The organism is Thermosipho africanus Ob7 (assembly GCF_003351105.1).
GTDB classification, from domain to species: Bacteria; Thermotogota; Thermotogae; order Thermotogales; family Fervidobacteriaceae; genus Thermosipho; species Thermosipho africanus.
The window spans coordinates 1-23,121 of record NZ_NKRG01000003.1; the positions used below are offsets into that span (position 1 = coordinate 1).

20 protein-coding genes and 1 pseudogene are annotated in these 23,121 nt (G+C 29.9%); 6 read left to right on the forward strand and 15 right to left on the reverse strand.

The genetic code is table 11. The features are described from left to right. Positions 1–243: 243 nt before the first annotated feature. Genes OB7_RS03660 through OB7_RS03670 form a run of 3 tightly spaced genes read left to right on the forward strand, consistent with a single transcriptional unit; the run spans position 244 to position 4,078 of the window. Complete coding sequence (locus OB7_RS03660) at positions 244–1,662, forward strand: hypothetical protein (RefSeq protein WP_114702563.1); 1,419 nt, start codon at positions 244–246, stop codon at positions 1,660–1,662. Continuing rightward, entirely contained in the window at positions 1,659–2,765 is a 1,107-nt protein-coding gene (locus OB7_RS03665; protein ID WP_114702564.1) for a secretin and TonB N-terminal domain-containing protein, read from the forward strand. The genes OB7_RS03660 and OB7_RS03665 overlap by 4 nt, the downstream gene beginning before the upstream one ends. After that, positions 2,762–4,078, forward strand: a complete 1,317-nt coding sequence (locus tag OB7_RS03670) for an STN domain-containing protein (RefSeq protein WP_114702565.1) — start codon at positions 2,762–2,764, stop codon at positions 4,076–4,078. The genes OB7_RS03665 and OB7_RS03670 overlap by 4 nt, the downstream gene beginning before the upstream one ends. Positions 4,079–4,128: 50 nt before the next feature. On the opposite strand, the gene OB7_RS03675 is transcribed toward OB7_RS03670, so the two are convergent. The 7 genes from OB7_RS03675 to OB7_RS03705 all read right to left on the reverse strand — a co-directional run bounded on the left by OB7_RS03675 (position 4,129) and on the right by OB7_RS03705 (position 7,695). Next, a complete protein-coding gene (locus tag OB7_RS03675; RefSeq protein ID WP_004102338.1) occupies positions 4,129–4,509 on the reverse strand; it encodes a desulfoferrodoxin in 381 nt (126 codons plus the stop codon). A 2-nt stretch (positions 4,510–4,511) separates the two neighbouring features. Beyond that, on the reverse strand, positions 4,512–4,691 hold the full coding sequence (locus OB7_RS03680; RefSeq protein ID WP_004102336.1) for an HTH domain-containing protein: 180 nt from the start codon (positions 4,689–4,691) through the stop codon (positions 4,512–4,514). A gap of 1 nt (position 4,692) precedes the next feature. After that, on the reverse strand, positions 4,693–5,211 hold the full coding sequence (locus OB7_RS03685; protein ID WP_114702566.1) for a ferritin: 519 nt from the start codon (positions 5,209–5,211) through the stop codon (positions 4,693–4,695). A 14-nt stretch (positions 5,212–5,225) separates the two neighbouring features. After that, complete coding sequence (locus OB7_RS03690) at positions 5,226–6,392, reverse strand: FprA family A-type flavoprotein (RefSeq protein ID WP_114702567.1); 1,167 nt, start codon at positions 6,390–6,392, stop codon at positions 5,226–5,228. Between the two features lie 3 nt (positions 6,393–6,395). After that, complete coding sequence (gene rd, locus OB7_RS03695; RefSeq protein WP_004102330.1) at positions 6,396–6,554, reverse strand: rubredoxin; 159 nt, start codon at positions 6,552–6,554, stop codon at positions 6,396–6,398. Between the two features lie 83 nt (positions 6,555–6,637). After that, positions 6,638–7,282, reverse strand: coding sequence for a peroxiredoxin (locus OB7_RS03700; protein ID WP_004102328.1), 645 nt, complete (start codon positions 7,280–7,282; stop codon positions 6,638–6,640). 2 nt (positions 7,283–7,284) lie between these two features. Beyond that, positions 7,285–7,695, reverse strand: a complete 411-nt coding sequence (locus OB7_RS03705; protein WP_114702568.1) for a Fur family transcriptional regulator — start codon at positions 7,693–7,695, stop codon at positions 7,285–7,287. A gap of 256 nt (positions 7,696–7,951) precedes the next feature. On the opposite strand from OB7_RS03705, the gene OB7_RS03710 reads away from it, so the two are divergent. Both OB7_RS03710 and OB7_RS03715 read left to right on the forward strand, forming a co-directional pair. Beyond that, positions 7,952–8,983 carry an HD-GYP domain-containing protein gene (locus tag OB7_RS03710; protein ID WP_114702569.1) on the forward strand — a complete coding sequence of 344 codons (1,032 nt, stop codon included), beginning with the start codon at positions 7,952–7,954 and terminating at the stop codon, positions 8,981–8,983. Positions 8,984–9,048: 65 nt separating this feature from the next. Then, the gene (locus tag OB7_RS03715) at positions 9,049–10,626 is read left to right on the forward strand and encodes a bifunctional aspartate carbamoyltransferase catalytic subunit/aspartate carbamoyltransferase regulatory subunit (protein ID WP_114702570.1); all 1,578 of its coding nucleotides are present in this window, start codon (positions 9,049–9,051) and stop codon (positions 10,624–10,626) included. Between the two features lie 29 nt (positions 10,627–10,655). Here the strand turns inward: OB7_RS03715 and OB7_RS03720 are convergent, their stop codons facing one another. The 8 genes and pseudogenes from OB7_RS03720 to OB7_RS03755 form a co-directional block, all read right to left on the reverse strand. Further along, positions 10,656–11,711, reverse strand: coding sequence for a galactokinase (locus tag OB7_RS03720; protein ID WP_114702571.1), 1,056 nt, complete (start codon positions 11,709–11,711; stop codon positions 10,656–10,658). After that, the gene (galT, locus tag OB7_RS03725) at positions 11,708–12,664 is read right to left on the reverse strand and encodes a galactose-1-phosphate uridylyltransferase (protein WP_114702572.1); all 957 of its coding nucleotides are present in this window, start codon (positions 12,662–12,664) and stop codon (positions 11,708–11,710) included. Before galT ends, OB7_RS03720 begins: the two co-directional genes overlap by 4 nt. Further along, the gene (locus OB7_RS03730; protein WP_114702573.1) at positions 12,664–13,587 is read right to left on the reverse strand and encodes an alpha-galactosidase; all 924 of its coding nucleotides are present in this window, start codon (positions 13,585–13,587) and stop codon (positions 12,664–12,666) included. The genes galT and OB7_RS03730 overlap by 1 nt, the downstream gene beginning before the upstream one ends. Before the next feature lie 13 nt (positions 13,588–13,600). Further along, positions 13,601–16,880: pseudogene (lacZ, locus tag OB7_RS03735) on the reverse strand (beta-galactosidase LacZ). Positions 16,881–16,892: 12 nt separating this feature from the next. Next, positions 16,893–17,891, reverse strand: coding sequence for a LacI family DNA-binding transcriptional regulator (locus OB7_RS03740; protein ID WP_114702574.1), 999 nt, complete (start codon positions 17,889–17,891; stop codon positions 16,893–16,895). 17 nt (positions 17,892–17,908) lie between these two features. Then, positions 17,909–18,721: a carbohydrate ABC transporter permease gene (locus OB7_RS03745; protein ID WP_004102309.1), complete on the reverse strand. Its 813-nt coding sequence runs from the start codon at positions 18,719–18,721 to the stop codon at positions 17,909–17,911. Beyond that, positions 18,718–19,611, reverse strand: coding sequence for a carbohydrate ABC transporter permease (locus tag OB7_RS03750; protein WP_004102308.1), 894 nt, complete (start codon positions 19,609–19,611; stop codon positions 18,718–18,720). Before OB7_RS03750 ends, OB7_RS03745 begins: the two co-directional genes overlap by 4 nt. Positions 19,612–19,667: 56 nt before the next feature. Further along, entirely contained in the window at positions 19,668–20,918 is a 1,251-nt protein-coding gene (locus tag OB7_RS03755) for an ABC transporter substrate-binding protein (protein WP_114702575.1), read from the reverse strand. A gap of 282 nt (positions 20,919–21,200) precedes the next feature. On the opposite strand from OB7_RS03755, the gene metG reads away from it, so the two are divergent. Beyond that, positions 21,201–23,117, forward strand: a complete 1,917-nt coding sequence (metG, locus tag OB7_RS03760; protein WP_114702576.1) for a methionine--tRNA ligase — start codon at positions 21,201–21,203, stop codon at positions 23,115–23,117. The last annotated feature ends 4 nt before the right edge of the window (positions 23,118–23,121 follow it).

Sequence of the window (23,121 nt, forward strand, 5' to 3'; positions counted from 1 at the left end):
ATCTTATAGGTTTTACCATCAATAGTATCGATCCTGATTTACCTGCTGGCGATTACCCTGTAGTTCTTAGCCTCACTTTCGTTCCTACCGTTTCTTTCTAGAGGTAAATATCATCTAAATGGGAAATCCCATATACCTTGAGTATATGGGATTTTTTGAACTTAACTTTGATTTAGAATTAACCGCGAAATTGATATAATTAATTATATGATACATTAAAATAAAAACATAGGGGGCATTCAAATGAAAAAAACACTTTTTACCATTTTAATCCTATTTGCTTTATTTTCTTCAATCGGCTTTGCTGTAACTATTTATCCCTTAGTAAACAGGCTAAATGTTGAAGCAAATCAAAGAACCATAGAGCTCACAATTAATGTTGCAAACAATAGTCCTAGTATAGCAGACGTTGACGTCGAAATATCAGATTTTGTAATAGAAGGCTCCAAATATCTCTATGAAATCCCAAATTATGCATTTAGTATTAAAGATTGGATTACAATTGAAAGCACACATTTAATTTTACAACCCGGTCAATCAATTGACTATCCAATAAAGATAAATATCCCTTCAGGCTTTAAAGGAGCACAAGCATTTGGTGCAATACATTTTAAACAAAAAGGAAAGCAATCAGAAGTTTTTGAGACAATTTTTGATTATATTTCACTTATAATATTAGATTTTCCAACTGTTAAAAATATCAAAGCACAAATTCAAGATGTGTCAATATACGATCTAACTACAACTGCTTCAAAAACTCTTATTGACAAGTATGGCAACTTTGGAACAGTTATTGATATCGATGTAAAAAATAATGGTAACGCAGTTTTAGCTCTTAATGGAGAAATGAGGCTTATCTCCAGAGAGATTAACAGAATTATCACTTCCATACCATTAAATAGTAATAATTTTGTTGTTTTTCCAGATAGGGCTAATAATTTTGAATTTTTTATTCCATATGTATTGCCAAAAGGAGATTTTGAAATACAAATGGATGGTATATCTCAAAATGTACGTGTTACAGCTTTTAAAAAGCTAAAAATCGAAGGAAAATCTTCTGATAGAGTTGCAGTAATGATTGATCCTGAAATAATTTTAATAAATGTAAAAAGAACAATTGAAAATTCAAAAATAACAATTCAAAACCTTTCGCCTTTATCAACTCAATTTGGCCTCTCTACAATTTCGAAAGCTATAAATATATTACCTGGTAAAATTAGATTATCTCCTTATTCAAAAATAAACGGTTTTGTAAAATTTGATAGTAGACTTGAAAAACTTAAAGATGGTGATAATGTTTTTAAAATTAATATCGATAGTGAAAATGAAATTAGTCTTTTTAAAAATCCAAAAATAGTCTTAAGATATGGTAACTTAGAACCAAATATTGAATCATTCATTACAGATATTGCAACAAATACGTTTGCTTTAAATGTAAAAAATACGGGAAATACAATATTAATTTTTAAGGTTATAAGAACTGAAAAACTTCAATCAAATGATTTAACAAATGAAATTATACTATTTCCAGGTGAAATTAAAAAAGTTTTTCTTGAAATACCTTACAATGAAATTATAAAGAACAGTACCTTTATAATGTACAAAATTTATGGAGAAACCGATTTCAAATACCAAAAAAATATAGGAGATGTTAAAAAATGAAAAAATATTTAGTAATCTTAATAATATCATTAATTACATTTGCTTTTTCTGTTGATATTTATTTTTATCAAACAGATATAAGAGATGCTTTAAATCAAATGGGAATGCAAGAAGGTGTTTCCATAATATATGATCCTTTAATATCTGGTTTCATAAGTGTTGAAGCTTACAACATAACTTTAGAAAAAGCTCTTGATTTAATGTTATTACCTCTTGGATATTACTGGACCAAAATAGACAATGTGTATTTTGTTGGTACTGCAAACCCTGATAGTCCTAATTTTGCACTAATTTCAAAAAAATATCTTTTAAATCTAAGGTTTATAACCTTTGATGACCTTTACAATGCTTTACCTAAGATAATGACAAATTATATATACAAAACACCCAATAAAAATCAAGTCCTAATATATGCCCCTGCAAAAATAGCATCACAAATTGCTGAAACAATAACTCTAATAGATAAACAAATACCTGTTGCAGAAATCCAAGTTAAAATAATAGAAATAGATGAATCCGATTTTAAAAAATTTGGCGTATCTTGGAACAACGAAGAAAACAATACTACATCTTACAATAATGGCAATTTACAATTATCTTTAAATCCTTTAAATGTAAATTTTAATATTATAATGGATACTTTGATAAGTTCTGGTAATGCAAAGGTTTTAGCAGAAGGAACACTAAAATTAAAATCAAATTCTACGTCACAAATTACAGGATATACAACTGTTGGTTTTACTCTTGGCAAAGATAACACTTATGTTGAAAAAAAGATCAACACTCAAATTATTATTTCTGGATATGTTTTTGCAGATCATGCAAATCTCACACTTAAATCCATTGTTGAATCTTTTATACAAAATTCTTCAACATTTACACCAGTTGGTGCCTCAGTTGAAACAAATTTAGATATAAAATACGAACAACCTTATTATATAGCTGGTCTATCTTTTGACTCAGTTACAAAACAAGATGGCGGAATCCCAGGTTTAAAAGATATTCCCATAATTGGTAATCTTTTTAAAAATAGTACATATACATCGAGAAAGAAAAATATTGTAATATTCATAAAAGCAAGATTGGCAGGTGAAGACCTATGAAAAAGATAATAATTGCTATATTAACATTGTTCTTAACAATTTATGCTTTTTCAATAACTAAGGATGTTTATTTTGAAAATATGGATATAAAAGATGCACTCATGCAATTAGGAACCCTATATAATACATCAATAATTTTTCCTGAAAACTTGAATGGAAAAGTTACAGTGGAACTCTACAATGTTTCAATTGAAACAGCATTAAATGTTATCCTTTCAAATTTTAATTATACATTTGAAAAAATTAATGATATATATTTTATAATAACTGATCAATCGATACTATATTACAAATCACATACATACACTCCAAAATTTAGATCTCCAGATGAATTATCAAAACTAATTCCATTTAAAAACTATATTGTAGGAAACGACATCATTGTTTATTGTCCAGATGATTTGTGGAATAATTACAAAAAACTTTTAGAAAATATCGACAAAGATGCAAAGAATAATACTATTATTTCTTATGCTATTTACTATATTAAAAACTCAGAATTAAAAAATTACAATATAGATACTAAAAAACTATTAGAAGCTCTTCCATATACAAGTAATTTTAATTACATATTGAATACTTTTGGATTTTTTACAGGAAATGATCCAAAAGTATCCGTTAAGGGTTCAATAAAATTAAATGCAAGTGTTAATAATTCAGAGATAATTTTTGAAATTTCCACCGAAAATGATTCAGCAAGTGCAAAATTTTCTGCTAATGAGGGAGAAGTAAGAAAAATTCTAGAAGGAAAATTTGGAAAATTTATTGTTATAACAAATATCAAAAAGATAAATTATGAATCTAGTAGTTATAAAATAGAAAAATTAAAACTCTCCCTTAAAAATTCCTTTAATTTAACATATTTTTCTAACCAAAATCTTTTAATGTCTATTTCAACTGAAAATTTATCAATATTTTTTGAAAAAAACACTTTTTCTTACTTAGGTGCAAAATTTAATCCTATTAACGATTTTTGGTTAGGTGGGAAAATAAATGTTCAAAAGGCTACTGAAACAAGCATCATTTTTGAAGATAAATTTTCAATTAATCCACTTTATTTAGAATTTAATATCGATAAACAGTTAAATCTAGAAAAAATGGAATTGAATAATATTCTTTCAAATTTATACATGAAATTTGGAATTGGATTAAAGTATTACATTGATAAAAATGTATTTATAGATATATCAGCCTTTTATGACTCTCTAGAAATTATTTCTGGAAGATTAAAACTTTTCCACAATAATTTTGGAGCAGTACTTTATATTGACCAAAATCTAAATTATGGTGGAGGTATATACATTAATTGGTAAAACAAAATCCCCCAGCAAATTAGCTGGGGGATAATTTTAATTTTTAAAAACTATTTTTTCCAAAGTCCGTGGACATTACAATATTCTCTTGCGTGTACTTCTTTTCCTTTTGCCACTTTAAACTCAGCCTCAGGTTTGTCACCCGGATTTAAGAACTTTCTATAAACTACTCCATCCACAATTAATTCTATCCATTCTATATAGTGTTTTTCTTCCATAGGATGAAGAGCATTTTCCCCAACTCTTACTCTATATCCATCTTCCAATTCCTCAATAAATGGTACATGTTTTTCTGTTGCTGTATCAGCTGTCTTTTCTTCTAGCAATTTCATAGGTTCTCCACAGCAAACCAATGTTCCTGCACCTTCATGAAGAACTTCTACTATATTACCACATTTTTCACATTTATATACTTGAATCCTTTTAGTCATACTCATCCCTCCTTTGGTGCATAATAACACCTTTTTGGACTTTCTATTTTTCCTTCTTTTTTAAGCTCACTAATGAGCTTACTAACTACTTTTGAATCTACACCCAATTTCTCGGCAATTTCTCCTGCTTTCATTGGTTTACCTTCCTTTTTTAAAACCTCTAATACTTTTTCTTTTTCCATATTATCCCTCCTTGTTCATATTAAGGGGGACATATTGTCTTTGTGCTAATTCTCTATCAAGCACGAATAAAGCATTTTTATCATCACCAACAAATTCCAATCTGGTTAATATATCCCTTGCATTTTCTTCTTCTTCAACCTGTTCATCAATATACCATTGTAAGAAATTAAATGTTGCTCTATCTTTCAACTCTTCAGCTATATCAACTAACTCATTAATTTTACTTGTAATATGTTGCTCGTGTTTGAGTACCTCTTCAAATGTATTTTTTATACTTCCAAATTCAAATGGTGGCTCTTTTATTTCATATAACTTAACTCTTGCACCTTGATTTACTAAATAATTATAAATCTTCATTGCATGATCTCTTTCTTCCATAGCCTGAACCATCATCCAATTTGCAAAACCTTTTAATCCCATGTCTTCAAAATACGCTGACATTGATAAATACAAATATGATGAATATAATTCTTCATTAATTTGCTTATTTAATGCTTCTGTCATTTTCTCTTTTAACATACCTATCTCCCCTTTTAATTTAAGTTTCTTTCAGCAATTTCTTTTGCTAAATGTTCTAATTTTTCATATCCTTCATTATCAACCAAACCCTTGACCGTTACTGGTTCTAATAGTTCAGCCTTTACATTTGATAACATTGACTTTATTTCATCGATAAACTTTCCGCCCCAACCATATGAACCTACTATTGCTAGATATTTTGTTTTTGGCCTTAAAGCATTTACTAAATAAATTGCTCCTGCGACAATTGGATGAACACCAGTTAAAACCATTGGTGTTCCAATGACAACTGTTGATGCTTCCACTAAATCAATTGCTATCTCTCCTATATCTGCATTTACAATGTTGTGTAATTTTACTTTTACTCCTTTGTCCATTAAACTTTCAACCAAATATTCCACCATTTTTCTAGTACTCTCATGCATTGAAACATACAATATAACTACCTCATTCTCAACTTCATCACTTATCCACTTTTTATATGCTTCAATAATCAACTTAGGATTTTTATAGACAGGCCCATGGCTTGGAGCTATCTTTTCAATATCGAGCATTTCGACCTTTTCAATGTTTTGTTTCATTGTAACTCTAAATGGCATCATAATTTCTGCATAATATCTTTTGGCCATCTCCAGCAATTTTTCACTACCAACCTGCTCAATTTCACTAGTTGCGTAATGAGAACCAAACAAATCACAACTAAAAAGTATTTTATCCTCTTTTAAATAAGTAACCATAGTTTCAGGCCAGTGAGTCCAAGGAGTAAATATAAACTTTAAAGTTTTATCTCCCAAAGATATTTCCTGACCATCTTCAATAGTTATCACATCTTCGTCTTTAATGTGAATATGAGTTTTTAAAAAATCTGCACATTTTTTATTTGTAACAACCTTTGCTCCAAATTTTTCTACAACTTTTCCAATTAAGCCAGAATGATCTTGCTCTGCATGGTTTGAAATTACATAGTCTATTTTTTGAATATTCAATTTCTTTAGATTATTCATGAATTCTTCTTCTTTTCTTGGCTCAACTGTATCAATTAGTGCTATTTTTTCAGTTCCTTTGATTATATAAGAATTATAAGTTGTCCCATTTGGTAGAGGTATTAATTCGTCAAAAAGTTCTCTATCCCAATCAATTGCTCCAACAAAGTATACATTTTCTGCTATTTTTCTAACCATATCTTATTCCTCCTCAAATTGATCCTTTGGCACCCCGCAAACTGGACATACCCAATCTTCTGGAAGTTCTTCAAATGGTGTTCCTGGCTCTATTCCATTATCAGGATCTCCAACCTCTGGATCATAAACATAACCACAAACTGTACAAACGTACCTTTTCATAAATATCCACCTCCAAAAATTCTCTAATTTATGGAGCGGGAGACTCCCGCCCCCACAAGTCCTATATATATTATACTACAATTTTACTTATTATTTAACTTTTTATGACAGAACCACCAATCAAAACATTCGTACTCCTTTGTCCTTTGTTCGGCATCTTTAACTGTTGATGCTGGTGGTACAATAGCTTCATCATTAACCAACTCATTATTTGGCCAATTTGCTGGTAAAGCTACTCCATTTTCATCAATTACTTGGAACCCTTTCACCATTCTTAATATTTCATCCATATTTCTACCAAGTTCTTGTGGATAATATAACACTGCTCTTAAAATACCCTTTGGATCAATTATAAAAACTGCTCTAACTGTATTAGTACCTTTTGCTGGATGAATCATACCAAGCATTTCTGCAATCTTCCCTCTATCATCAGCAATAACAGGGAATTTAATTTCAACACCTAGTTTATCTTTTATCCATTCGACCCATTTGATATGAGAAAATACCTGATCAATACTTAAACCAACCAATTCAGTATTTAATTTTTGGAACTCGTCAAATCTCTTTTGAAATGCTACAAATTCAGTTGTACAAACGGGAGTAAAATCCGCAGGATGGCTGAATAAAACAACCCATTTTCCCTTAAAATCGTCAGGAAATTTAATAACTCCTTTCGTAGTAACTGCTTCAAATTCTGGTATTCTTTCACCAATCAATGGTATGCCCATAACTACTCACCTCCGTTTAAACAATCTTTACAAATTCCAACTAAACAATACTGAATATTCATTACTTTATGACCCTCCACTGAGTCAATTTTTGGAACTTCTGGAAGAGATTCAAAAATATCGTAAACCTTCTTGCATTTAGTGCAATAAAAATGATGATGTTCTACAAATTCAAAATCATACCTTATAGATGAAGGAGTAATTATCTCTTTAATAACTTTCTTCTCGCTCAACAGAGAAACTGTATTATAAACAGTAGCTCTTGAGATCGCATGAATCTTTCCTTTCAAATGTTCGTATATTTCATCTGCAGATGGATGCCTTTTACTTTCAACAATAAATTTCAAAATTTCTATTCTTTGAACCGTTGGGCGAATATTTCTTTCCTTAAGCATTTCAGCATATCTTTTCAATGAACTCACTCCCATCTATACCAAGTACATTTTTATTATAAATCTATTTTTAGACATTGTCAAGTTTTTAATTATTTTTTATTAACATTTTGATTTACACTCAAAATTCTCATTAAAATAACTTTATTTGATAATCAAAAAAATTAATTAAAATTTATGTAATAAAAATTTGAAAAAAATGTTCCACAACTTTTAGTCAATTTATCTTTTGTAATCTTAACTTTAGTGTAAAATATTCATCGAAAGGGGGAAAAACGTGGCAATTATTTTAACCATTGTCTCAGTCTACGCCGTAGTAATAACGGCGCTTTTTCTAAAAAAGTCTTTATCTTCAAGTCGCTACAATATCAAAAGCTTAATCTATGATTTTAACGATTCATTGTCTGATAGTAGTAATGATTTTTCAAGCAAAGTCTTATCTTTCATTTCTAAAAATTTTTCTAAAATTGATTCTGGTGCAATTTTTCTTAAAAACGGTAACTCATTTATTGAACTTAACTCATTTGGGAATAAAATAGAAAATAATGACAAAATTTTCTTTTATAAAGACTATTATGTTAAAGAATTTTTCATAGACGAATCATATGCACTTAGAACCGTTTTTCACACTATCAAGAATCTTTCAAAAGAAGAAAAAGAAAAAATTGAAATTTTAACCGGATTAATTTCTTCGTCTGAGATTATCAAAAATTTAATCAAAAAGAATGGAAACTTCCAAATTGACCTTATGCTTTCTATGATAAAAATATTAGAATATTATGACAGATACACCCAAGGACATTCAATGAGAGTTGCAGAGATCTCGAAAAAAATTGCAGAAAAAATGAAACTTTCTCACAAAGAAATTTCTGACGCTTACTGGACAGGACTCGTTCATGATATAGGAAAAATTGCCATACCAACAGGTATTTTAAACAAAGAAGGAAAATTAACTAACGAAGAATTTGCAATAATAAAAAAACATCCAGTGTATGGTTATGAATTTCTATCAACATCTGAAACCCTTAAGGATATAGCAACTTATGTTTTTCATCATCATGAGAGATGGGATGGAAATGGTTATCCTACAGGTCTGAAAGGAGAGATGATCCCCATTATTTCAAGAATAATTGCTGTTGCTGATAGTTGGGATGCAATGATAAGTAAAAGGGCGTATAGAAATGCTTTACCTAAAGATTATGCATTACAAGAGATTATAAACAACTCTGGGAAGCAATTTGATCCTAGAGTGGTTAAGGCTTTCCTGGAAGTTATTGAGGAAGAAGAAGATAATATTTCCATTGCATAAAGAGCCAACTTTTAAAGTTGGCTCTTTTTTTATATTCATTATACATCAGGAGGTGTGGGGGGAAGATGAAAAACGACTTTCTTGGAAGAAGTCTTACAGTGATTGAAGATTTTTCAGTTGATGAACAAATGTTTTTGTATGCTCAAACTAGAAAGCTAAAAAAACTTTGGAAAGAAAAAAGCGACATTTCTGAATTCCAAATCAAAAAAAACGTAGGAATTTACATCGTCTTCGTAGAACCTAGTACAAGAACCAAAGAATCTTTCATTAACGCAGCAAGATTCCACAAAAATGTAAAAGTAAATATTTTTGATTCAGAACATTCATCTTTTAACAAAAAAGAAAGCTACTTAGACACCTTTAACATGTTGACAGGTTATAGTGACTACTCAATTTTTGTTTTAAGAACAAGACTTGAGGGAACATGTAAGTATTTAGATGAAAAAGTATCAGAGTTTGCTGAAAGAAACGGTATAGAAAAACCTGCATTTATTAACGCCGGTGATGGCAAGCACGAACATCCAACTCAAGAATTACTAGATGAATACACTTTTCTTGAACAAATGGATTTTGACAATTCTTTTATTCACATCGCTCTAGTTGGAGATTTACTTCATGGAAGAACTGTTCACTCAAAAGTTAACGGCTTAAAAATTTTTAAAAATGTTTTAGTTGACTTGATTGCACCTGAAGAAATATCAATGCCATCTCATTATATCAAAAAGATGAAAGAAAATGGTTTTGAAGTTAGAATCTTCGATTCCATTGAATCATATCTTAAATCTACTGATAAGGTAGCAAAAATATGGTACTTTACAAGGCTTCAGCTTGAAAGAATGGGAGAAGATATTTTAGAAAAAGAACATGTGCTAAGAAAAAGTGTAACCTTTAGAAAAGAATTTCTAGAAAATATACCACAAGATGTTAAATTTTATCATCCTCTTCCAAGGCATAAAATATACCCAACTATACCCACTTTTTTAGATAACTTACCTCTCAATGGTTGGGAACAACAGGCAATAAATGGATATTGGACTAGAACAGTTCTACTATCAATGCTTGGTGGAGCATTAAAAGCAAATTTTGATACGTCTTTTAACCCCCAAGAAACTGATGAAGATTTTATAATTCCTGCACCAATTGTAAATGGTACCAAAGGAGTTTCAAAAGAAGGAAAAAGAGGAATAAAACCGATTGAAAATGGAACAGTAATAGACCACATTGCGAAAGGAAAAGATAAAGATAAAATTTTTGAAACTATAGTAAAAATAAGAAAAATATTAAAATTATTTGATCTTGATAGTGCTGATGGAATATTCAAGTCAGAAAATGGAGAATTTAAAGGTTACATAAGTCTTCCAAACAGATACCTTTCGAAAAAAGAAATAAAAATGTTGTCCGCAATCTCTCCAAATACTACTGTAAATATAATCAAAAACTCTAGAGTTGTTGAAAAATACAGAATATTCTTACCACCTTTCATCTACGGATTCTCAGAATTAAGATGTAAAAATGAAAATTGTATTACAAATCCTGTAAATGGAGAAAATGCTGAAGCATTTTTTATAAGAAACAACGAGGGAGAGCTTGTATGTAAATACTGTGAAACGCCTCATTCGTTCGAAGAAATTTGGAATATCTAATTAATAAAGTGCCTGGATATCCAGGCACTTTATTTAATCTTTGTAACACCATCTGATGAATTTAATTTATAAAAGGTAGGTCTTATACTAAATCTTGAATAATATTCATTTTCTAATAACTTTTCAATACTTTCAAATGACCCTTCTTTCGAGATAACAATAACTCCTCCGCCAAAACCTCCTCCAACCATTCTTGCACCAATAATTCCGTCTTTTTCCTTTAAAAAGTCAACTATAAAATCTGTTTCGTCACAAGAAACTTCATACAAATATCTCAAACTTTCATGAGATTGATATAGATATTCTCCTATCTTCTCAATTTCATTTTCTTTTAAGGCTTTTACTGTCTTTAAAACCCTTTCATTTTCCTCCAATATATGTTGGACTCTTTTCAAAAGTGTACCATTCAATAATTTGAGATCTTCTCTTGTCACATTTCGAAAACTGTCTTTGCCAATTATTCCAAGAGCACTTTCACATTCTTGCCTTCTAAGGTTATATTCAGAGCTTGAAAGTTCATGCTTTACATTAGAATCAATCACAAAAATCTCATACCCTTTTAAATTAAGCGGGACAAATTGAAAATCTAAAGTCATTGTATCAAGAAATATTGCGTAATCTTTTTTTGAAAATGCTGAAGCAAATTGGTCCATTATTCCACAATTTACTCCAACAAAATTTGCTTCTGCCTCTCTTGAAATTTTAACAATATCTATTTTTGACAAATTCAAACCAAAATACTCAGATATAGCATAAGCAGATGCTACTTCAAGAGCAGCTGAACTTGAAAGCCCTGCACCAATAGGTATATTAGAATCAACCTTTATTTTAACAGGTTGAATTTTATACCCTCTTTTTTCAATTTCTTTAATAACTCCAACAACATAATCTGCCCAACTATTTGTTTTTTGCAAAGATGAAAGTTTAACTTCTTCATTCAAATTATTTGAGTAAAAACAAAACTTATCTGATTCTTCAATCTCAAGTTCTACATACCTATCGATAGCAAAAGGCAGTACAAACCCATCATTGTAATCTGTGTGTTCACCTATAAGATTAACTCTGCCAGGTGCTTTTACTTTCAAAACTCCACCTCCACTTCTCTCAACATTTTTGCAGCTTGTTCTGGCACTATCGGATTTATAAAGCTCCATGTTCCTGTTTCCACACTTGCCATCCACTTTAGTTTATCCTTATCTCTTTTCGGCGGGTTAAATTCAACGTGAAAATGAAAAATATCAGAGTAATCTTTAGTATTAAATGGAGCCTGGAAAAACATCATCATATAAGGAAATTCTTGATCAAATAATTTGTCATATTTTTTTGTAACAACTTTCAATATTCTTGCAAAATCTTTTTTCTCGTTCTCATTAAATTGTAGTAAATTTGAAATATGCCCTTTTGGATAAATGTGAACTTCGAATGGAAACCTTGCATAAAATGGAACTAATGCAACAAAAGTTTCGTTTTCATATACTAATCTTTCATTTGTTTCATTTTCTAAAATCTCACAAATTACACATTTTCCATTTTCATCAAACCATTTTTCCATTGCATTTAATTTAGCTTCTATTCTTTTCGGTATAAATGGAAAAGCATATATCTGGCCATGAGGATGCGGAAGTGATGCACCAACTTCTTTACCTCGATTCTCAAATATGAAAATATTTTTAACAAAATCATTTTTTGACAGTTCATATGTTCTATCAACCCACATATCAACCAATTTTTCTATCTGGAATATAGGCATCTTTGGAAAAGAGGAATCATGTTTTGAAGTATATACTACAACCTCACACACACCGTATGATTTCATTCGTTTAAAAAGCTTATTACTTTCTTTTATTTCTGGTGGATTCTTTCTTAACGAAGGATATCTATTTTCAAAAGCTACAAGATCATATGTTTCATCTCTAAATTCAACTCCTCCAGGACAAATAGGGCAATTATTTTTTGCAGGTTGAACCGGCCTTTTTTGCGTCTCAGCAGATATTATTACCCATTCATCGGTGAGGGGATTATATCTAATCTCCATCATTATAAATCGCCTCCATAAAAATTAAATATTCTTCCATCTTCTCTTATTAATTTTCTAGATTTTAAATTAATAAAATCTTCTTCCACAAATTTAGATACCTTTCTATCAAAATCCAAATAAATTTTTATTTTTCTTTTTTCCTTATTAATTGCTTCAAGAATATATTTACCATTATCGTAAGAAAAACTAACTATTTTTTTATTATTTTTAACATTATCAAACAAAACTTTCCATTCTCCTTCAAATTCTTCCTTTTCATCAAGAACAATAAAATTTCCAACATTACTGAAAAGATAATTTTCTTCAAATGATCCTTCCAAAACAAAACCGTCCAAATACTCAAAATCTTGAAGATAATTTTTTGATCTCGCAAATATTTTGCAATTTAAATCTTTTAAATTTTCAATCAAGTTTTTATCTATCTCCTCAAAATTAGAGTTAAATACAACCAATTTCCCATTTAAATTTTCAAAATTTAGGCCTTCGTTAAAAATTACAACATCTTTCATATTAAACTGACTTTTTTTACTTTTTAATTGACTTTCAATTAAATTTTTATATGTTTTAAGCAAATAACCTCTATCAGTATGTTTTAAAATCACAAAAGAATTTTCACAAGAAAAATCTTCAAATGATTTATGCTCATAATTAATAACAAAAGAAATATTTTCGTCGTCTTCTATAATTTCAATGCTTCCTTCTTTAGCACCTAAAAATCCAAACAAACCTTCGCTATTAATAGCAAAAAACGAATAAGGCTTTAAATCCGGTGCTTTTTTCATCTTAAAAACTTCAAAAATGCCTGCCTCACCCTTAATGCTCCAAGAAAAAATCCATCCAATACTAAAATTTTCTATCTTCCATTTTATTTCAAAGCCCTCTTTTTTCTCATAAAAATAACCATTTGAAAAGTTTGAAAACATTTAGAATCACTCCTTATAGTACATTTATTTTATAAATATTTCCGGAATTATTTACTAATAAATAATCTCCACTTTTTTCTATTTTTAATTCAAAGGTTTCATCTACTCGTGAGTAGGGTTTAATAAAAAACGTTTTTGAATAAACTATCTCATTTTCTAAAGTCAAAAATATATCCTTTTTTAAGGTCACAGGTGAATTATTTTTTAAGAACAACTCTATTTTAAATGGAGTATCTCTTTTTACACTTTTTGGAACGTTTAAATAAAATTCAAAATTTTCTTTAATCATTGGTATATTAATCCATTCCTTTTTTACATTTTGAGAAAAGTTAATTATGAATCTATAACTATATTCTTTAGGCCACAAAATATATTCTTTATGCGGTAATGCACCCCAGCTATCATCACCTCCAACTCCCATTTGTGCAAGATCTATATTTAATGTATAAAAATCCCTCTTTTTTAACTCATTTATATGTTCTGCTTTCTCTAAATCTTCCATTGAAAAAGGCCAAACACTAAAATTAACGTAGTTTTTATAACCTATAACATTTAAATTCATACTCTCATCTTTAAGTGAGAACCATCTAACATCACTTCTATTACCAGTTTCCTGAGGTCTAACATATTTATGATACATATTATCAATTTCTTTTAAATATATTCCAACAATACCACTATTTTTTCTATCACTATATGTCTCATGGGGACCTAACCCATACCATTCTACATGTTTAAATATCTTATTCAATTTTGCTTGCATACCAATTCTTGGAATTTCAACAGAATCTTTAGAAGGCTTCAAATAATAATCAACTAACATATCACCATTGGAAAATACAATATAAGTCAAACTTAGCCATGAGTACTCTGGAATTTCAAAAGTTGTCAGTACCACTACTTTTTCATAATCTTTTAAAATTTTGAAATCATGTAATCTCCTCAAATATGATGCTTTTTTCCATACTTTTAATCTTTCAGGCATTTTATTACCAATATCATTATCCGTCGGTGCTCGCCAGAAATTTGGTTTAAGTGCCTCTTTTAATATTTCTTTTCCATTAAAAATTATTTGTTCAAGCAATCCACTTGTCTTTGAAAAAATATATTCCACGTCATTTGCTAAAATATAAACTTTATTGCCATCTTCTTTAAAATCTAATTTTCCATTAAAACTTTTATTCATCACATATTCTGGATCTTTTAATTTAAACTGTTCATATGCAACTATGTGACCTTTTTGAGCCCACCTTTCATCATTTTCAAGGACAAAATAAATATCCAAATAATATTCACTGTTTTCCTCAAAATTACTTGGTACATTTATTTTTTCAACCTTTTCATCTCCAGGTTCAAGAGAAATTCTAAACTCTCCCTCAAAAATAACCTCTCCATTTTTTCTTAATTTCCAAATTCCTTTATAATTTTCTAAATTTGTAAACATAAATTTGTTTTTAAATAAAAATCTATTATCACCAAGGAACTTTATTTCCACATTTTGATATACTTTTTTTACTTCATGTAAAGAAGGATTGGGAGTTCTATCTGGTAAAAGAAGACCATTACAGCAAAAATTCTTATCGTTAGGATTATCTCCAAAATCTCCCCCATACGCCCAAAAAAGTGTTCCATTTTCATCTTTTTTTTCAATACCTTGATCTACAAAATCCCAAATACAACCTCCACATAAATATGGTTTTGATTCAATTATTTCCCAATAGTCTTTTAAATTGCCTACGCTATTCCCCATAGCATGAGAATATTCACACATAAAATATGGTTTTTCTCTTTTTTTAGATGAATATTCTAATAAATCTTCAACTTTAGGATACATTGCTGACGCCAAATCAAGATAATAAAAATCCGAAAGTCTATCAACACCTAACCCACAAAAATGAACTAATCTAGTATTATCTCTATTTTTAATTAAGAATGATGCTTTTTCAAAGTTTATTCCTGTACCAGCTTCATTTCCAAGTGACCAAAAAATAATACTCGGATGATTTTTATCCCTTTCTAGCATACGCCTTACTCTATCAAGATGAGCTTCTTGCCATTCTTCCTTCTCAGCAAGCGTTACATTTGGATCCCAACCAATTCCATGAGTTTCTATATTAGCTTCATCAATAACCAATAAACCAAAATAATCGCATAAATCATACCACTTTGTCTGATTTGGATAATGAGAAGTTCTCACAGTATTTATATTATGTTGCTTCATTATCTTTATATCTTCAATCATTCTTTCAATTGTAATTGAATGACCTCTTTTAGGATCAAATTCATGCCTATTTACTCCTTTTATATACAACTTTCTACCATTTAAAGTTAAAGTACCATTTTTTTTTCTCAACTTTTCTAAAGCCAAAGTTTACCTTTTTTTGATCTTCTTCTAATTCTACTTTTAATACATACAAATTTGGCGTCTCATGCGACCACTTCAATGGTTTTGATATATCAAAAGAAAAATTCAAGTCGTTTTCACCATAACTTAGGATATATTTCGAATCAATTAATATTTTTTCATCTTTAAACTTATCTAAAAGAGTTATCTTTAAATTTGTATCTTTCAAATTAGAGTTATTCATTATTTTTAAATCCACAAATAACTTACCGTCTCTATACAAATCATCTAAATCTGTTCTGATAAAGATATCTTTTATATACAGCTTTGGTAATGCATATATATATACATCTCTATAAATACCAGAAAGCCACCACATGTCTTGATCTTCCAAATAACTTCCATCACACCATTTTAAAACTTCTACCGAAATTGTATTTTCTCCAATTCTAATGTAATCGTTTATTTTAAATTCAGCATGAGATGCACTATCTTTGTTAAAGCCCACTTCTTTTCCATTAATGTAAAGATGTAAAAAAGATCTTGCACCTTCAAAATTAATAAATACTTCTTTATCATTCCAATCTTGTGGTATAAAAAATTTCCTTCTGTAAACTGCTGTTGGGTTATAATCTTTTGGAACATAAGGTGGAGCAATGTCAAATGGATAAACCACATTTGTATAAATTGGTTTAACTTTTCCAGTAAATTCCAAGTTTGATGGGACTTCTATTTCCTCCCAATCGTTATCGTTAAAATCTTCAGAAAAAAACTCTTTTAAAACTTCAAAAGGATTATTGAAAATCTTTATTTTCCATTTTCCGTTCAATGAAATATAATCATTTGGATATTCAAACTGCCCAGAAAATGGATTAAAATATGGTATGAATGATGAATGCGGCTCTTCTAATCCTTTTGAAACAAGTTTAGGATTTTCCCATACAAGCATTCAAACTACCTCCTATGCTGATTCTCTCTTTATTAGCTCTACATCCAAAATTTTCTGCTTTATGTTTTTTCTTCTACCACAAATTCTATTGTGCAACATTTTAAAAGATTCATACCCAAGTTCAAATTTTTTAATTCTAACTGTAGTAAGAGTAGGACACACAAAAGAAGAAAAGTAAATATCATCGTATCCAATCACAGCTACATCTTCTGGTATTTTTATTCCTTCCTCTTTTAAAGCTTTTATAGCTCCTATGGCAACTAAATCGTTATAGCAAAACAACGCATCAACTTTTTGTCCTTCCTTCAATATTTTTTTTACAGCTTTATATCCACCATTGATATCTATATCAGAGATTACCATATTATCTATTAATCCTACTTCATTCAAGGCTTTTTTGTAACCTTCATACCTCATTTTGGCAGGAGATTTAAACATGCTTCCATTAATCATTAGTATATTTCTTCGTCCCAAATCAATTAAATACTTTGTAGCTATATACCCACCTTTTTTTTCATCATTGTAAATTTCATCAACTTTGATATCTTCGAAATGTCTACCAACTATTACAAATGGAATATTTACTTTCTCATTTAAACGCTTTATATCTTCTGCTCTATCTTGAACAGGTGCGATTAAAAGTCCATCAACCCTTCTTTGAAGCAACGTCTTTATTGCGATTTCTTCATTCTCATACACTCTTTCCGTATTCATCAATATTATCTGATAACCGTATTTACGCGAAGCAGCCTCAATTCCCTTTAAAACTTCTGCATAAAATGGATTAGCACTATCTGCTAATATTACACCAACAATTTTTGTACTATTATTCCTCAGAGTTGATGCGGTTATGTTTTTTACATAACCCAAACTTTTAGCAATATCCAATATTCTCTTCTTTGTTTCGCTATTAATATCTGGTTTATCGTTTAAGGCTCTTGATACAGTATTTACAGACACACCTGCAACTTTTGCAATATCCTTAATTGTGACATACTTTTTTTGTTTCATTTAATCACCTCTTAATCTTATTGTTTTACCGAACCAAGGACACCTTGAACAAAATATTTCTGCAATGCAAAAAATACTATAATCATTGGTAATGTTGCTAATACAACAGCCGTCATTACAAGCGCAAAATCCGGTTTATACCCAGATGCCAAATTTGAAACAAAAAGAGTCATGGTTCTTTTTTCAGAACTTTGAATAATAACTAGCGGCCAAAGATAGGCATTCCAACTTGTCATAAAAGCATAAATAGCAGCTGCTGCATAAGTGGCTTTCATAGATGGAACAACAATTGAGAAAAATATTCTTAATTCACTAGCGCCATCAACCCTTGCAGCCATTATTATTTCCTTAGGATACTGTTGAAAATTTTGTTTAAAAAAGAAGATTAAAAAAACTGATGGAATCATCGGTAAAATAATTCCCCAAAGTGAATCAATTAAATTGAAAACATTCATCAACCTAAAAAGTGGAACCATTAAAGCTGCAAAAGGAATCATTAGAGTCCAAATAAAGATACCATATATTTTATTCCTAACTTTTGATTTATATATCTCAAAACCATAACCAGCCATTGAAGCCACTATTAAAGAACCTATTACAACAAAAACTGATACTTGAACTGAATTTAAAAGTACTCTCCAGAGATCATATTCTTTAAAAAGTTTATTTAAGTTTTCTAAAAGATGGGTTCCAAAAATCAACTTTCCTTTTATAACATCAACAGAAGTATTAGTGCTACCAACAATCATCCAATAGAATGGAAATATTGATAAAAATGCAGAAATAGATAAAAATAAATAGACAAAAAAAGTAGATATTTTTCTTTTCATTTTCTATCACCCGCCACTTTAAATTGAATAATTGCAAGAATAGCAGCAATCAAAACTATTATATAAGAAATTGCGGAAGCATATCCAAAATTTGGTACGTATTTAAAGCAAACGTTATAAATATAAACCGAAGGTGTAAGCAGTGAATTTCCTGGCCCCACACTTGAACCAGTTACAACACCTGCAGCTAAATTCATAGGTTCATCAAACAGTTGCAACGTTCCAATTGTAGACATTATCGTAGTAAATAAAATTATTGGTTTTAATAGCGGAATTGTTATCTTAAAAAACTGTACAGTTTTACTTGCACCGTCTATTTCAGCTGCTTCATAAATTTCTAAAGGAATATTTTGCAATCCTGCAAGATAAAACATCATATTATATCCTGTCCATCTCCAGGTCATTGCAATAATCAGTGTTACCTTTGCCCAAAACGGGTCAAGCAACCACCTTATAGGTTCTTTTATAATATGTAATGATAGCAAAATATTGTTAACAAGTCCCTGAGTTGAAAACATCATTTTAAATACTACACTATACGCCACCAAAGATGTAACTGCAGGCAAAAACAGAGCAGTTCTGTAAAAGCCTCTAAACTTTAATTTTGGATTGTTTAATAAAAAAGCAAAAATAAGAGCTAAAAATAACATAATAGGAACCTGAATAATAAATATTATAAAAATATTCTTTAATGACAGCAAAAAATTAGAATCCTGAAAAAGCCTTTTGTAATTTCCTAAACCAACAAAATGTTTTAAATATCCTCTTGTTGAAAAAGTTGATAAATATAACGAATAAATAATAGGGTATAAGATAAACAATAAAAGACCTGAAAGTGCCAAACTAATAAATACCCAACCCCATATATTTTCACTTTTTCTTATTTTCATTAAATCCCTCCTTGGTGCAGAAAAATGGGTGGGAGCGGCCCACCCAAATTTTAACTTTAATAACCAATTGTATTTAAAAATTGCTTTTCTGCCATCTCAAGTGCTTTTTCAATTGTAAGATTACCATTATAAACATCAGGCATAACACCCATTAATGCAGCATCTGCCTCGTAGGTAAATATTCCATAATCAACTGGTGGGATCTTATCCATCCAATCTGTAAAGTCAAGATAAATTCTTTGATATCCAAAGAATGGGTCAGGTTCTCTATATGCTGGCCCATTTTGTGCAGGAATCCATGAACCCACCGCTCCTCTTTCTATTAATATCTTTTGATAGAAATCGACGTCTTTAGCATAGATTTCTCTTAAAAAGTCTATTGCTACATCTTTATTTTCTGAATGTTCCAAAACATACCAACTTGAACCACCTAGATTTGATGCATTAACTGCACCAGGTAAATTTAACCTTGGAATAGGTAAAACTCCCCATTTACCACTTTGAGATTTTTCTGCTTTAATAGATCCAACAATCCAGACACCTGTAATAACAGAAGCTACATCACCATTGTTAAATGCTGCAACCCATTCGTTCCATCCAGAAACTTCCTTTGAAATACCTGAATCTTGAATTTCTTTATATAACCTTACTGCCTCTTTTAACACTGGATTGTCTTTAATATATGGCTTTCCATTCTTATCAAAATACCATGAACCTGCAGATTGGAGTAATATTCTCATTAATCCTCCATCGTATGGATCTCCTGCCATCATATATTTCCCCGTTTTTTCTTTTACTATCTTACCAAGTTCAATAAACTTATCCCAAGTAATATTTCTTAACTCTGATTCATCAATTCCTGCTTCTTTAAAATAATCTCTTCTATAAAACCAACCAGCAACTCCTGAGTCAAATGGAACACCATAAACTTTTCCATTCAAGGTCATCAACTTTACTTTGTATGGTGAAAATTCTTTAAAGTTAAATTTTTTTGTTAAATCCGCAAAAGATCCAGGATATGATTGAAGATATTTTTGAGCATTGTAATCTTCAATTAATACTATCTCAGGAAGTCCTTTCTTTACTCCAGAAGCCAATATAGTATTCAGCTTTTGTTCTACATCCGCCTTTGCCATACTTACAATTTCAAATTCAACATCAGGATGCATAGCTTTGTATCTCTCCGCAGCTTCTTGCATAATAGCTACATTAAAATTTGGATCCCAACACCAAATGGTTACCTTTGCAGCGACCCCTAAACTAACTAACACACTTAGTATTAATAAAACAAACAACACCTTTCTCATGCATACCCCTCCCTTGGTTTAAGATAACTTTACCGTTATCATTACCGGTAATGTTACCGATGATTATATTATAACACTTCCACATTCTTTAAAATTAATTCACTTATAATGATTTATGGCTAAATATTAACAATGAGAATAATTTTTTGTTATTTTACACTTTAAATCTCAAAATATTATAAACCCAAAAATTACTATACAAATGTTACAGAACAATTAAGATAAACCTTTGTATGGTATAATATTTTAGAATGAAAAGAGAACTTTTTTGGAGGTGAAGATGTGAAAAAATTCTATATTACAACGCCTATATACTATGTCAATTCTGAACCACATATTGGAAGTGCGTATACCACAATTATTGGAGACATTATAGCAAGATATAAAAGATTAATGGGATATGAAGTATTCTATCTAACCGGTACTGATGAGCATGGTCAAAAAATAATGCAAGCTGCTAAAAAACAAGGAAAAACTCCTCAGCAACTTTGTGATGAACTTTCTAAAAAATTCGAGCAACTTTGGAAAGATTTAAAAATTACAAATGATTATTTTATAAGAACTACGGATGAAGAACATATAAAAACCGTGCAATTTTTTGTCTCAAAAATGCTCGAAAACGGAGACATTTACAAAGGAAAATATAAGGGTTGGTATTGTGTACCATGTGAAACATATTGGAGCGAAGATGAAATAGAAAAAGATGAAAATAATAACCCAGTTTGCCCATCTTGTCATCGACCCTTAAATTTTGTAGAAGAAGAAAATTATTTCTTCAGACTTTCAAAATACACCGAACCTCTTTTAAAACATTTTAAAGAAAATCCAGATTTTGTTGAACCAGAATTTAGAAAAAATGAAATGTTAAAAATTCTAGAAGAGGGATTAAAAGATCTGTCTATAACAAGAACAACATTCGACTGGGGTATCCCAATGCCGAATGACCCCAAACATGTTATTTATGTTTGGGTTGATGCTCTTATTAATTATATTTCTGCAATAGGTTACGGCAAAGACGAAGAAACTTTCAAAAAATGGTGGCCTGCCGATTTACACCTTATTGGAAAAGAAATTAATAGATTCCACAGCCTTATATGGCCTGCAATGCTAATGTCCGTGGGACTTCCTTTACCAAAAAAGATATTTGCTCACGGTTGGTTAACAGTTAATGGTCAAAAAATTAGTAAATCACTTGGCAATGCTATTGATCCAAGAGAATTTGTCAAAAAATATGGAAATGATGTAATAAGATATTACCTTGCAAGAGATATTGTCTTTGGAAAAGATGGAGATTTTTCTGAAGAAAACCTAGTTAATAGATTGAACTCAGATCTTGCAAATGACTATGGTAATCTACTCCATAGAACACTTGCAATGGTAGTTAAAAACTTTAACTCAAAAATTCCAACTCCTTCTTCTTTAAATGAATCGGATAAAGAACTTATTGAAAAATTTAAAAACCTAAAAAAAGAATATACCGAATGCATGGAAAGTTATAAATTAACAAATGCCCTAGAAAGTATTTGGAGTTATATAAGAGATGTAAATAAATATTTCGATGAAAACAAACCTTGGGTACTTGCAAAAGAAGGAAATAAAGAAAGATTAGGAACTATTTTATACAATACCCTTGAAGCATTTATTAAAATCGCTTCTTTATTACTTCCATTTATGCCAGATTCTTCAACAGAAGTTTTTAGAAGGTTAGGACAAGAGTTTAATCCTGAATTTGTACTAAACACAGAATGGAACTCTCTTAAATCGGGCGCAAATGTAATACATGAAAAGCCGCTATTCCAAAAGATAGATATAAAAAACATTCAAAAAGTAGGAGAAAAAAAGCCTCAGCAAAAAATGCCTGAAAATACAATAGAACTTATTTCAATTGAAGATTTTAAAAAGGTAGATTTGCGTGTTGCTAAAGTTGTAGAAGCTGAAAAAGTAAAAAAATCAGAAAAGTTATTAAGATTAATTGTCGACCTTGGAGAGCTTGGTAAAAGACAAATAGTAGCAGGTATTTCAAAATTTTATACACCAGAACAGTTAATTGGTAAAAAAATAATAGTTGTTGCAAATTTAAAACCTGCTAAACTAATGGGAATAGAATCTCAAGGAATGTTACTCGCCGCAAAAATAAATGATAACTTAACTGTTTTAACAGTTGACAAAGATATTGATGAAGGCGCGAAAATTTCTTAGTGGA

Excerpts from the sequence above, each read along its gene's own strand:
- OB7_RS03660 (WP_114702563.1), top strand. The coding sequence starts at position 244 with ATGAAAAAAACACTTTTTACCATTTTAATCCTATTTGCTTTATTTTCT.
- OB7_RS03665 (WP_114702564.1), top strand. The coding sequence starts at position 1,659 with ATGAAAAAATATTTAGTAATCTTAATAATATCATTAATTACATTTGCT.
- OB7_RS03670 (WP_114702565.1), top strand. The coding sequence starts at position 2,762 with ATGAAAAAGATAATAATTGCTATATTAACATTGTTCTTAACAATTTAT.
- OB7_RS03675 (WP_004102338.1), bottom strand. The coding sequence starts at position 4,509 with ATGACTAAAAGGATTCAAGTATATAAATGTGAAAAATGTGGTAATATA.
- OB7_RS03680 (WP_004102336.1), bottom strand. The coding sequence starts at position 4,691 with ATGGAAAAAGAAAAAGTATTAGAGGTTTTAAAAAAGGAAGGTAAACCA.
- OB7_RS03685 (WP_114702566.1), bottom strand. The coding sequence starts at position 5,211 with ATGTTAAAAGAGAAAATGACAGAAGCATTAAATAAGCAAATTAATGAA.
- OB7_RS03690 (WP_114702567.1), bottom strand. The coding sequence starts at position 6,392 with ATGGTTAGAAAAATAGCAGAAAATGTATACTTTGTTGGAGCAATTGAT.
- rd (WP_004102330.1), bottom strand. The coding sequence starts at position 6,554 with ATGAAAAGGTACGTTTGTACAGTTTGTGGTTATGTTTATGATCCAGAG.
- OB7_RS03700 (WP_004102328.1), bottom strand. The coding sequence starts at position 7,282 with ATGGGCATACCATTGATTGGTGAAAGAATACCAGAATTTGAAGCAGTT.
- OB7_RS03715 (WP_114702570.1), top strand. The coding sequence starts at position 9,049 with ATGAAAAACGACTTTCTTGGAAGAAGTCTTACAGTGATTGAAGATTTT.
- galT (WP_114702572.1), bottom strand. The coding sequence starts at position 12,664 with ATGATGGAGATTAGATATAATCCCCTCACCGATGAATGGGTAATAATA.
- OB7_RS03730 (WP_114702573.1), bottom strand. The coding sequence starts at position 13,587 with ATGTTTTCAAACTTTTCAAATGGTTATTTTTATGAGAAAAAAGAGGGC.
- OB7_RS03740 (WP_114702574.1), bottom strand. The coding sequence starts at position 17,891 with ATGAAACAAAAAAAGTATGTCACAATTAAGGATATTGCAAAAGTTGCA.
- OB7_RS03745 (WP_004102309.1), bottom strand. The coding sequence starts at position 18,721 with ATGAAAAGAAAAATATCTACTTTTTTTGTCTATTTATTTTTATCTATT.
- OB7_RS03750 (WP_004102308.1), bottom strand. The coding sequence starts at position 19,611 with ATGAAAATAAGAAAAAGTGAAAATATATGGGGTTGGGTATTTATTAGT.
- OB7_RS03755 (WP_114702575.1), bottom strand. The coding sequence starts at position 20,918 with ATGAGAAAGGTGTTGTTTGTTTTATTAATACTAAGTGTGTTAGTTAGT.